The organism is Bacillus sp. FSL R9-9834, assembly GCF_038006905.1.
GTDB classification, from domain to species: Bacteria; Bacillota; Bacilli; order Bacillales; family Bacillaceae_G; genus Bacillus_A; species Bacillus_A pacificus.
On sequence record NZ_JBBOWD010000002.1, the window covers coordinates 82499 to 94617 of the forward strand.

General features: G+C 30.1%; 12 protein-coding genes and 2 pseudogenes. 6 read left to right on the forward strand and 8 right to left on the reverse strand.

Annotation, left to right across the window (positions count from 1 at the left end):
- Nucleotides 1-84: 84 nt before the first annotated feature.
- Both MKY00_RS28055 and MKY00_RS28060 read left to right on the forward strand, forming a co-directional pair.
- Complete coding sequence (locus MKY00_RS28055) at nucleotides 85-564, forward strand: leucine-rich repeat domain-containing protein (RefSeq protein ID WP_002198378.1); 480 nt, start codon at nucleotides 85-87, stop codon at nucleotides 562-564.
- Nucleotides 565-566: 2 nt separating this feature from the next.
- Nucleotides 567-1442, forward strand: a complete 876-nt coding sequence (locus tag MKY00_RS28060; RefSeq protein WP_000937291.1) for an S-layer homology domain-containing protein — start codon at nucleotides 567-569, stop codon at nucleotides 1440-1442.
- Between the two features lie 312 nt (nucleotides 1443-1754).
- On the opposite strand, the gene MKY00_RS28065 is transcribed toward MKY00_RS28060, so the two are convergent.
- Nucleotides 1755-1913 carry a DUF1540 domain-containing protein gene (locus MKY00_RS28065; protein ID WP_000090307.1) on the reverse strand — a complete coding sequence of 53 codons (159 nt, stop codon included), beginning with the start codon at nucleotides 1911-1913 and terminating at the stop codon, nucleotides 1755-1757.
- A gap of 232 nt (nucleotides 1914-2145) precedes the next feature.
- On the opposite strand from MKY00_RS28065, the gene MKY00_RS28070 reads away from it, so the two are divergent.
- Nucleotides 2146-3312, forward strand: a complete 1167-nt coding sequence (locus tag MKY00_RS28070) for an FAD-dependent monooxygenase (protein ID WP_000866095.1) — start codon at nucleotides 2146-2148, stop codon at nucleotides 3310-3312.
- Between the two features lie 68 nt (nucleotides 3313-3380).
- On the opposite strand, the pseudogene MKY00_RS28075 reads toward MKY00_RS28070, so the two are convergent.
- A pseudogene (locus tag MKY00_RS28075) lies at nucleotides 3381-3589 on the reverse strand (hypothetical protein); the annotation flags it as partial.
- A gap of 2465 nt (nucleotides 3590-6054) precedes the next feature.
- Here MKY00_RS28075 and MKY00_RS28080 point away from each other — a divergent pair.
- The 3 genes from MKY00_RS28080 (at nucleotide 6055) to MKY00_RS28090 (ending at nucleotide 8818) form a co-directional block, all read left to right on the forward strand.
- Nucleotides 6055-6240 (forward strand): hypothetical protein, encoded by a 186-nt coding sequence (locus MKY00_RS28080; protein ID WP_002198374.1) that lies wholly within the window; start codon nucleotides 6055-6057, stop codon nucleotides 6238-6240.
- 520 nt (nucleotides 6241-6760) lie between these two features.
- Nucleotides 6761-6925, forward strand: coding sequence for a hypothetical protein (locus MKY00_RS28085; protein WP_000368107.1), 165 nt, complete (start codon nucleotides 6761-6763; stop codon nucleotides 6923-6925).
- Nucleotides 6926-7516: 591 nt separating this feature from the next.
- Nucleotides 7517-8818: a hypothetical protein gene (locus MKY00_RS28090; RefSeq protein WP_000287803.1), complete on the forward strand. Its 1302-nt coding sequence runs from the start codon at nucleotides 7517-7519 to the stop codon at nucleotides 8816-8818.
- Nucleotides 8819-9129: 311 nt separating this feature from the next.
- Here the strand turns inward: MKY00_RS28090 and MKY00_RS28095 are convergent.
- The 6 genes and pseudogenes from MKY00_RS28095 to MKY00_RS28120 all read right to left on the reverse strand — a co-directional run.
- Nucleotides 9130-9505, reverse strand: a pseudogene (locus MKY00_RS28095) (M15 family metallopeptidase); the annotation flags it as partial.
- Nucleotides 9506-9606: 101 nt separating this feature from the next.
- Nucleotides 9607-9930, reverse strand: coding sequence for a hypothetical protein (locus tag MKY00_RS28100; protein WP_033693727.1), 324 nt, complete (start codon nucleotides 9928-9930; stop codon nucleotides 9607-9609).
- A gap of 41 nt (nucleotides 9931-9971) precedes the next feature.
- A complete protein-coding gene (locus tag MKY00_RS28105) occupies nucleotides 9972-10130 on the reverse strand; it encodes a hypothetical protein (RefSeq protein WP_227255898.1) in 159 nt (52 codons plus the stop codon).
- 338 nt (nucleotides 10131-10468) lie between these two features.
- Nucleotides 10469-10630: a hypothetical protein gene (locus tag MKY00_RS28110; protein ID WP_154231620.1), complete on the reverse strand. Its 162-nt coding sequence runs from the start codon at nucleotides 10628-10630 to the stop codon at nucleotides 10469-10471.
- Between the two features lie 2 nt (nucleotides 10631-10632).
- The gene (locus tag MKY00_RS28115; RefSeq protein ID WP_227572116.1) at nucleotides 10633-11283 is read right to left on the reverse strand and encodes a thermonuclease family protein; all 651 of its coding nucleotides are present in this window, start codon (nucleotides 11281-11283) and stop codon (nucleotides 10633-10635) included.
- 271 nt (nucleotides 11284-11554) lie between these two features.
- The gene (locus MKY00_RS28120; protein ID WP_033693725.1) at nucleotides 11555-11959 is read right to left on the reverse strand and encodes a PH domain-containing protein; all 405 of its coding nucleotides are present in this window, start codon (nucleotides 11957-11959) and stop codon (nucleotides 11555-11557) included.
- Between the last annotated feature and the right edge of the window lie 160 nt (nucleotides 11960-12119).

A 12119-nucleotide genomic window follows, 5' to 3' on the forward strand; every position in this document is an offset into this window, starting at 1 on the left:
TGATGAAAATAAAATTTTAAACTAACACAGTGTACTTCTAATTGAAATTGAATAAATCATACTAAAAAAGAAAGAGAGTATAACATGGATAATACAACTGGTCTTATTATTTTAATTCTTATAATTCTTCTTCAACTAAAAGAAAGAGAATTGAAAGTTCAACGAATGTGGATTGCACCCGTATTAATCGCATACCTTACTGAATTAAAAAAAGTTGAAGAATTATATTTGAGAGAAACTAAGCTTTCGGACTATTCGCCATTAAACGAGATGAAAAGTATAACACGGTTGGATTTAATAGGAAATAATATAGAGGATATTCGGCCAATATGTACATTAACTTCTTTAAAATCGTTATTTTTATCAAGTAATAATATTAGTAATATAACTGGTATTAACCAATTAACTAATTTAGAAGAATTGTCGCTAGGATATAATACAATCCACAGTATTCAACCAATTAGCGAATTAAAGAATTTAAAAGAGTTAGATTTAAAATATAATGAGATAAATGATATTAGTCCTTTATCTAAATTGGAACAATTAAACACTCTTCAATATTAAGTATGTTACCGAATTTAAGTAATGTAAATTTAGATGCAAATGCTATTTCAGATATTCGACCATTAAAAAATATAAAGCGAGCAAATATCCAAAGGCAAAAAATCTTTTTGAATGAAGGAAATATAAATGAGGCTCAAAAAGTACAAATATTTGATCCAGCGGGGAATCTACCTAAGAGCATTAAATTGAAAGAAGAAGATGGAACAGTTACAAACGGGGTCATAAAATGGAAGACCGCAGGGGAAAAAGAATTTACATTTGAAACCAGCTTTGATGCAGGTGGCTATTATCCAATATTATTTAATGGAACAGTGATGCAAAATGTTGTAGTTAAGAAAGAAACTCCAGCAACCTCTTTTTCAGATGTACCTAATTGGGCCAAAGAATCCGTGGATTATTTAGTTAATAAGCATATTATAAATGGTTATCCAGATGGAAGATTTGCACCATATGATCAATTAACACGTGCACAGGCTGCCAAAATTATTGCAAAAACTGTAGATTTACCTGTAGATTCATCTGCTAAACCAACATTTTATGATTCACAAGATCACTGGGCTGCACCTTACATCGCTGCAGTTGAGAAAAAAGGGATTATTATAGGAGATGGAACAGGAAAATACAATCCAGAAGCAGCTATTACGAGAGCCGAAATGGCGACTATTTTAGTAAGAACATATAATCTTAATACCAAGGTGAATTCCAATAATAGCAAACTTATATTTTCAGACTTAAAAGGCCATTGGGGTGAGGACTATGTAAATATTCTCATTAATAAAGGGATTTCTATTGGTACAGGATCTGGATGGGAACCTGATAGATTCGTAACGCGTGCAGAAGCAGCTCAATTTGTTGCAAAAACAGATAAAATGAAATAGTAATATATGTATAAATTAAAAATACTGGCACATTGTTTTACCACCAGGTACATATCGTTCAGAAATGTGGGGGAAGAGTACTTATACGGTGACAAACATTAAATCCAAAAACTTCAAAATGTCTTCATGATTCTTTAATTAACTAGAATAAATAACCCACTCAATTCCAATTAAGTGGGTTATTTATTCTAGTCTTAATTTTCAAGATATTTTTTAAGTTCGTAAGCATTATATAAATTATTATCTATACAAGATTGTACTGTTATTTTCAACCCTAGGATTAGATGTTCTATTTCTTCATCCATCAAAAAATTACAATTCTTCTGGTACAAATGTTTTACAATCTGTTTCTTTACTATCTGATGCTTGTTTACCTGTATGACTAATTACATAAATAGCATCTGCATTGCACTTGTTTCCGGAATTCCAATATTTACAGTTATTTACCTCACAAAGAACATCTCTAGCCATTACACTACACCTCCTTTATTAATTATTATTTACAGCGTTAACCCAATTAATACTTTTTGTGTATGATAACCACTTGTACATGATTTGAAACTAAATGACGTTTTTTGTTTGACAGCATTGAAAATGTCTATGGAAGAAATACCGTAATTATATAGTTCCTTCTTGTTATAATCCATTTTTTGTAATACTATATTTATGAATGATAATGATTATCAATATCAGGAGGGGTTTTATGAAAGTATTAATTTCTGGTGGTGGTATTGCGGGACTAACTTTAGCAAATTGTCTTTTATCTAATGGTTTTTCTCCAACTATTATTGAAAAGGCTCACTCGTTTCGGTCGATTGGGTCCGTAATTAGTTTAAGAGGAGATGCGATATTTGTTCTTGATAAATTAGGATTATTAGAACAGGTTAAAAAAAACGGAGTCATAGTAGAAATGAGACAATTTGTTGATAAAGGGGGACAAGAACTGCGCAAAATCGATTTTAGAAAATTTCATATCCAACAGGGTGGTTCAATAAGTATTCACCGTTTTATATTGCATGAGATTCTTTATGAATCCATAAGAAATTCTATTGATGTGAATTTTAATACAACAATTCATTCCTTCCATCAAAATAGCGATCAGGTTGAGGTCACCTTCCATGATGGAAGGAAGGAGTCCTTTGATTTAGTCATTGGGGCAGACGGTATTCATTCAGTTACACGTAATTTATTAATGAAAGAACAATATATGAAACAGCTGGATATAGGTTTTTCTGTGTTTACTATACCAAGGCCTACTCTTATCCCTGAGAAATTGAAGCAAAATCAAACTTTAGAGACACTGTTACCAGGATGTTATATTCATTGCGGGATGGATGATACTTATATCTGGGGAATGTTTATATATAAGAATAAACATCGAGAACAGTTCCATAATAAAAATAATAAAGAATTCTTATTAGAGTTATGCAAAGACATTGAGTGGGGGATACGTGACGTTATTGAAAGTATAAATAACGAAAATCTTATTTTTCAAGATCAAATGACACTTGTCCAGTTACCACAATGGAGTGATGGACGTATAGTATTATTAGGCGATGCGGCTCATGCTATGACCTTTATGTCAGGAACTGGTGGTGGGAAATCTATGCTGGGGGCTTACAAATTGACTCAAGAGTTAATACATTGCCCTTCTCACAAAGAAGCCTTCTATAACTATGAATCTTACTTAAAATATGAAATTGAAAAAATACAAAAAAAATCTATCAAAGCGGCGAATTTTTCTTCATCTGACAGTCATATAATGAGATATTTCAAAGTTGCAATGTTAAAGTATTTTCCAACCGTACTTATGAATAGCATATTAAAAAAATTATTTATTGTAAAACCACAAAATTACTATAATTTATGACAGATCAAACAAATTACCGAATTATAGTTTAGTAACGTTTAGAGCACTTAATCAATACTATTTTTAATAGTGAGATATTTTACGTTCATTTTTCTGCTGTTTGAATGTAAGTAGTTATGGGTGTTCCTATAGGAAATGTTTCTGTGATATCTTTTGTTGTATATGTTCCATCTACCAATTGAGCTTTAGCTGCGATGAAATCAGTTTGATAGGTACATCCTGTTGAACATATTAAAAGAATTCCAGTAATAATACTTGCACAAGCTGTTTTTACCATTAACAAAATCCTTCTATAACTGTTCATATTGTCAACCCATTTAGGATAACAAATTGTATATAAGAAGTTTGTTGGTTTATACGAGTCGTAAATCAATAAAAATACAAATATTTTGGCAGTTTGTGTTTCAAACAAAAGAAAAGACACCCTAAGGTGCTTTCTGCGATTTGAACCATTAACAATATGGTACTGGATGCCAATCCGATTATTGTTTTACCACATTAAGTAACTTCAGTTATTGATAAATAAAGAAAAGCGATATTTTAATCGGAAATGGCAGGTGATTAGCCAAATCACCTGCCATTTTGCCCGAGAAGTAAAACTCCGTTTTGAAAGAGTATAGCTGACTCGTAGATAGTATGTGTAATGTGGAAAAGAATATTCGTAAAGTGGAATCAAAAAGAACCTGTTGTTTATAACAAACAGGTTCTGATCAGAGCCATAGACTCAATTACAGGAACTACAAATCTACTGGGGGGTAGTGTAATTCCTGATTAATATTAAGGTATGTTAATAAAATCTAAATATGATTAATCAAATGAAAACTAAACAAAATTCTTATTATACGAGTAAAAATAAAAGAACCCGTTTGTTATAAACGGATTCTTCCCTTAAGGTGTGCAAGGAATACAAGGTAACTGGCCTAGGGAAACCTGTAGAATTCCTTGTGATTGTAATGTATGCAAAGGAATCAATAAGGTGAATGAATTTCAAACAAAAGCATTTATTCGCAACAAACGAAAAAGAGCACACATATAAGTATGCTCTTTGACAAGAAAGGTAGATTTCTATGAGTGGATGCCTCCATATAATAATATATGCTTGTCCAGTTAAAAGGTGTAAAGTTTTAATAAAATCTTTATTTTGTACCTGTGAAAAAAGGAGCGCTTTATTCTGGTGCCTCCAATCACTAATGAATACCCGTTTTCATTAAAATATATGTGAATTTTAATTAGTAATGATTATAAAAAATTATAGAAAAGAATGCATAAGAAAAAGTGCCTTCGAACAGCGCTCTTTCCCGGAGTGAATAGTCGAATAAACTAATAAAGGAAGGTGCATCAAAAATACTCTTTATAAGTTATTCATCTTCACATAAAAGGTTACAAATTTAAAAGGACAGCTAACGAAAGTTAACTGTCCAACCCTTAAAGAAAGGGAGGAATTAATAGGTATATAAAAATTCCTCCACCTATATTGTTAACAAAATATTCAGTTTTTTCAGGAGGAAAATAAAAAGCTAGGATTTCTCCTAGCCTAAAAGGTATTCGCACACAGTCGAACAGCTTTTATTATAGTATTATTCAAAGTTTATGTACAGTAGTAAGTTAAGGAAGAATCTATATTTACTAATAAGTAAAAGAGCACATATAAAAACGTGCTCTCAATAAGGTAGGTAAAGGTCTCATAAAACAGAAAAATCCAAAAGTTGTAATCAGATTTTCATGAGTAAATTTTTAATATTGTATGTTTTGCTAAGATTCATGGAGCTGTCATTAGAAAAATAAAAAGCGCCTTGGGAGAAAGACGCTCGAAATTGAATGTACTGTAACGACTATTCCTTTTAGTATATGTAATTTATTAAAGGAATGGGACAGTGAAAACAAAATTGTTATTTGAAAGTAAATAAAAAATGAGCACACATATAAGTGTGCTCCTAGACTAAAAGGTTTGAACGTATGAACTGTGGAGTGCCATACACAATAATATATGCTTGGCTAATTAAAAGGTGAAAAGATTTATATAAAAATGCTATTTTGTACTTAGTAAATGATAAAGCAGCTAGCTCAATGAACTAACTGCTTTATCGTCCAACAGTGACGATACCCACAATACACTGTAACGTAATGTTACAACTATAGTATGAGTAGAATCGAAAATATTATGCAAAAAAAGAAAACAAAATAGAAACTTCATTTTTTTATAAATAAAAAGGCAGAGCAACTTTTTCAAAAATAAAATATGAATGATTTCTGAAAAAGTTATAGGATATAAGTCCATTTTTATAACGAAAATGACGAACTCACTTTATAAGAAAGGACTGACTACAATGTATGAATAATTTTTCAAATAGTTTCTTTTAAGTCTATAAATGTTACTGATTTTTAGACTTTGTTTTAGGGTCTTTCGCTGGAGGCACATAATATTCATCGGTTATAAATTGATAAATTAATATGCCCATAACCGTAGCATAGAATAAAGTACATAGGAAGATGAAGGTGGATTTAAATATCTTCTTCATATACACACCACCATAATAAAGATTAATATTTAAATTTTTATATAATGTGTAAAAAAAGCAGCTAGCAAAAGCTAACTGCTCGGCCCCTATATTAGAAAATGATGCTAAGTGTAAGGTTGATTCGTGACAAATGGAGCCTATGTCTTATTATTAACGAAACACTACATTTTATTCAAGGAGGATCGGATATGAAATACTTTGAGTTAATAAGCATGGATATTATGTGTTAATTGCAGTGCATAGAGATGCGGATAAAGCGATTGAAGTATATGTAGAATATGTTGCAGGTGATGGTGTAGAACCGGTTAAAGAAGAAGGACTCCCTTCAGAAATAACTAGAGAACAAGCTCTTGAGATATTTATAAACACACTAAATGCGATATGTTCAACTGCGAAAAAACATAAATGAGAAGAAGAATTTAATGAGTATAAAGATGCTCCGATTATAATTGGCGTTTCATTAATGTAAAAGAACAGCTAGCAAAAGCTAACTGCTCTCCGGCAAAGCATTAAGAAGGAAGTTCAGAACTCAAGTGTATTTATAGTATGTACATAGTTTGAAGATTTATTCAGAAAAAATTATAAAGAGCAACCGAGAAGGTTGCTCTACAGATAGGTTGATTTCATTATTAATTATTTAATATACAATTAAATAATTAATAATGATCTTATTTTAGACTTTCTTTTCTAATTAGTTTAGAGTTTCATGTCTTTGTACATTAAGATAGGAGGGGAGATTAACTCACACACTCTCAACTGTTCGTTAAATTCCGATTTAACGAACTCTTAGATGATTCTCATAGAATATAGTAAAGGAAAAGGGAGATATAGCTACAAGAACAGATAATGGAGCTATTCTTCAATTAATAACAAATGATTAAGGAGAAATAGTAATAGAAGAAACTTGTCAAATAGGGGCAAGTTTACAGTTGGATAACGATATCAAAAGTCTGTTTTTCTTTGTTTCGTCTCAAAATAAAAGAATACTCTTCATTTTGAAATATCCAATTATTTTTTATGTAGATGTTAATACAGCAGCGTCTGATAAATTACAAATAGCAACAAATATGCCATTTGCAACAGAAAACAAATAATTAACTAACTAATTTAATAAATGATACAATACAAAATTCCAAGACCATCTCAATAAAACGTCATAACTTAACTTTTTGAGATGATATTTTTTAAAAAAATAGAACTACCTATAATAAAGGTTATGTAAACTAATTAAAAATAAGTAATTGTATTTATCCTTATGTAAGTGGTTTTCAGAAACATCCCTCTCCTTACCAGGATATGATTCTACTTCAAACACGTAACATGCTATGTAGATAAAAGCCATGGTAAAACGCATTACATAACAGCTAATACAGCCCATGTATAAGTTTAATGATTCTTTATAAAAGAATCATTTTATGAACAAAAAACTACCCTGAGGAGTTTTTTAAGAACTGTAATACTATTTAGATAATCCATTTAGAAACATACAATATATCTTTGAATACTTAAATCATATATATTTATAAAATGATTGTAACATTTGTAAAAAATACTGATATTATTAATATGAGATGTAAATATTCCTGCTTTAGTAGAGTATTCTATTTTAATAGCTTTTATTTGAAACATATTGATCTTCTATAATTCTAAACAATTATAAATACTGATCAAAAGGAGAAAAAATTATGTACACAGACTCCATTGAATACTTAACAGAAAAAATTTACCACCATAATACTAAAGAATATTTTAAAGAAGTTATGAGCTCTTATACAAACGGGAATAATCGCTCTGCTATCGTTATGTTGTATTCTGTTGTGGTTTGCGACCTCGTTTATAAGTTGCAAGAATTAGAAGATAAATACTCAGATGATACTGCAAAAGAAATATTAGAAAAAATTAGGGAGCAACAACGCCAACACCCCAACAGCCCTAATTGGGAGAGTGATTTAATAGATGAAATTTATGCTAAAACTAACTTACTTGAGGTTCATGACAAAGAAAATCTAGATCATTTAAAAAAACATAGAAATTTATCCGCTCACCCTGTTTTAGATCAACTAGATATTCTTTTTAGACCCAACAAAGAAAATGTAAGATCTCATATGCGAAACATGTTAGATGGCGTGTTATGCAAATCACCATTATTATCTAACAAGTTGATTGTACCATTTGTATTAGATCTTGAATCCATAAAAAATGATTTGGTTAAAGATGAAGATTTAAGTAGATACCTGGAAAGTAAATACTTTAGTAAAATTAACGAAGCATTAAGTAAAAATTTATTTAAAGAATTATGGAAATTTGTATTCAGGCTGGAAGATGATAAGTGCGAAGAAAATAGATTTATTAATTTTCGTGCACTAAGACTATTACTTAATCGCAATCCAAATCAATTTTTAGCAGTAGTTCGAGAACAATCATCGTATTATAGTCAAATTACATTTGATAATTTAAACATTCTTTATCATTTACAAATACTCTTTTCAGAAAATCCAGACCTATATGTTTCAACGACAGATGATTTAAAAGTTGTTCTGACAGAAAAAGCAAATAATGATATAGCCATTCTTGTCATGAGTGCCTATTTATCAAGTAACATTGAAGAGCATTTCAGTAAAATATCATCTCGTATTTCAGATGAAGACTATTGTGAGCTTCCTATCTCTATAAGCAACATTGATTTTTTATATAATTTCTCAATAAACATGAACTATATACCTGAATTTATCGACTTTGTAATACAACTCTTTAAAGGTAGTTACGATTATGATTCAGCTGATAGCCGTTTTACAAACTACATAGAACCATACGTTGAAGAATTTACAAGAGAGCATTTTTTACAGGTTTTAGAAATAATAAATAACAATTCCCAAATTTATAGACGTAGACAGGCCAGGGTAGATAATAATTATTTAAAAACAGTAATCGAAGAACGATATGAAGGTACAATTGACTTTAGTACATATGAAAACTTTACGCTCTAAGTTTTAGTCCTCAAAGTATTTTAATTGGTGACTTTCTACAAAGAAGCCCTTACATTTTTGTCAAAATAACTTAAACAATTTAATGACACCTATGTGAGGACTTTTTTATTTATTTACTAAAAGTCTAATTCTTTTCACTCCACTTTGATAAGAGTATGCTTTACCTATGTATTAATTCATTCCAAAAATAAGTATACTTACTCATACTTGAAAGACTTATTAACAATGAGTCTTTCAAGCGCTATTTAATAAATGTGTACTAATTGTTCTCTTATCTATAACGCGCGGATTACTTCTATGTTCTATTAAAATCAAGTTTGATTCTTTCTTTTTCCTTGATGCATATATTCTTCTAAAGTTAATTTATCCTTATATATACTTTCGGCAATATCTCCTACGTAGCGTATATGCCAAGGCTCATATGCATATCCAGTAATATTCTCCTTACCTTTTGGGTAACGAATGATAAACCCTGCACGATGCACATTTTCTTTCAACCATTTTCCTTCCTTCGTATTCGCAAAGGCTAGCTCTAGTTCATTGTTTGCACTTTTAGAAGAAACATCCATTGTTAATCCTGTTTGATGTTCGCTATGCCCTGGCTTTGGCCGAAAAACGATCCGTATGCTCTTGTCCTTTCTTTTTAACATTGTTGGCAAACAGTTTTTTTTGATATTCAAATGAAGATAAACTGCTCAACATTTTTCTTTTTAAGTTAGTATGTCAAACCCTAACTACCTAAAGAACTTAAGTAAACGTATCTTAAATCCTTTTTATCTTATAGTTTTTTATAACTCCTGTATTTTTACTGAAAAATATGGTTTGAATTTTACTTCGATTTTTTTCTTTTCTTCTGTACCTAGAATGTATAGTGAATCATTACGAGTATATATTTCTTTCACCGATTCCATCTTGGTTTCTATGATTCGTTTATCTTCGTATAGCATTATTAATTCAACTGTTGCATCATAATAGAACATATTCATAACCAGTTCAAATCCAAATTTATCAATTTTACTATATCGATACGCACCCGCACCCGAAATATAGTAATCTTCCGGTTCACTTTCGAAAATCTCTAATAACTCATACTTATCAAGTTTAATATCCAATATTCCTCAACCTTTTTGTCATAGATTACTTACTATGTTATTCATTCTATTCTTTTTTTTGCGGGAACAACTGTGATAACATCACCTTTATCATTTATAACTACGTAGCCTTCGTCTCTAACTTTTTTCCAAGTAACAGGATTGTCTCCTGGTTTGAGAGTGCCCGTTTTTATAATATCTTCAACTACATTTTGAGTCATTCCCCGAGGATCAACTTTTTTAATTCTTCCACGTATTTATCTGATTCGAATGTATACACTTTTCTTTCAGCTCCTTCACGTGCAACAGAAAGCCAACTGAAACAGTAGAAACAGTTACCAATACATAATCATACGGCTCAAATTCTTTTTTAGTGAAAAATCCTCTTACATTAACGTACCGTTTATATGAAAAATAAGAGCACTCCCATTAGAGAATGCTCTTATTTTTCATATAAGTGAATCCGATTTTATGAATTGAATATAGCATGTTATACCCCTACAACATTACATTTCAATACCTATATATTATACTAAATTTCCCTTAATAGAAGTAGTATTTATTTGAAAATTTTTTGATAAAACAACTCAAATAAATCATTAGCATTATATGCGAAGATAACTAATATAGCTGCCAAAAGTGCTGAAATTGCCATTCGCGGAGCAACTTGAACCAACCTATCCCAAAACTTTTTCATATCCCCCACGTCTTGATTTTTCATTTTTAAATATCCCTCTTTTCTAAATTGTAATATGATTCACTTTCCTTCTGTTTTACATAATCAACGATTGCCCATACCCCTTTTCCCTGACTACGTGCCTCGCTCTCTGCCTTTTTAAATTCATCATATAATGCAGTATTTGGCTCTTTTACATATCTAATTATGGCTAAGCCTTCTCTTAACAATTCAGTCTGTATACACTTTCCATCTACGAATATATATGCTAATTCCCTATTAAATTTATCTTTTGGATCACCTTTGTCATATACAAGGATAATTTCTTTTCCCTTCAACTTATTTTTAAGAAACTCCCTCGCTTTATCTGCTAAAGGCATTGATGGAGATATAACTTTTCCATTATTAACTTTTTGTACCTCTGGGGTATCAATTAATAAAGCCCTTACCTTTTTCTTTATAACTTCTCCATTTTGTTTTGTAGATACCAGTATCGTATCTCCATCAAACTCTTGAATAAATTTACCTTTTACTTGTTTGAATCCATTTAACTTCTCATTATATTCTATTTCATCATTCCGGATTCCTTGGTAGCTATTTTCGTTTTTGCTAGCAGGCGCGTCTTTAACTTCACAACCTGCAATTATTCCTATTAAGAGAATGAAGAAGGAAATGATATATTTAACTCTAGTAAACACTTTATCCCTCCCTAATAATATTGAAATATTTATTACCAAATTGCTTTATAAAAAGATACTTTCATTATTAATTTTACTATGTATTTTGTATAACATTAAACCACTTATTGAATTGAATATTTTACTGATAATAAATAAATCCATACAAAATATTCGAATTTAAATTTCGAATATCAATACTTATCCCCTATAAAAGAAAAAAATCCATTCTAATAAGTCTTTTATCAAGATCTTAATCAAAATGGACTTTTAACTTTATAGAGACTGGTTTTTAACTATACATCTCTTCCAGTTTCACTAAGTTTTTTTTATGATTTGATAATCCAATAGTAAAACTATTTGGATTCATAACTATATCCCCTTTGTTACCTTTTAATGTAACAATAACTTTAGACTTTATTAGCCCTCTTTTCACTTTAATTCCCTCTACATCTTCAATATCAATTATTATCTTATTGCCATTTAACTTACCAGTTAGCGGATTCAATTCAAGCATCATAATCCTCTTATTAGTAAAACAAATCACTTGATGTTGATTTTCTAAAAATGCACCAGGACCAAATTTAATAAATTCTGATGTTGCCGCCATTTTCATAGTGTAAAAATAATAAAAATATGATTCATCTTCATATGCTACCTCATTAAATAGTTCATCTAATACATTATTGTTTAACATTTTTATTCCCCCGATATGCTAATAATCCATTACTATTTACCCTTTTTCTTCCTATCCGCAGTTTAATTTTACCATAAATTAGAATTAGGTTAGAATTTAGATAAGGTTAATAATAAATCAAAAAAATTCCCACATATTTATTTCAATAGCTAAATTAACC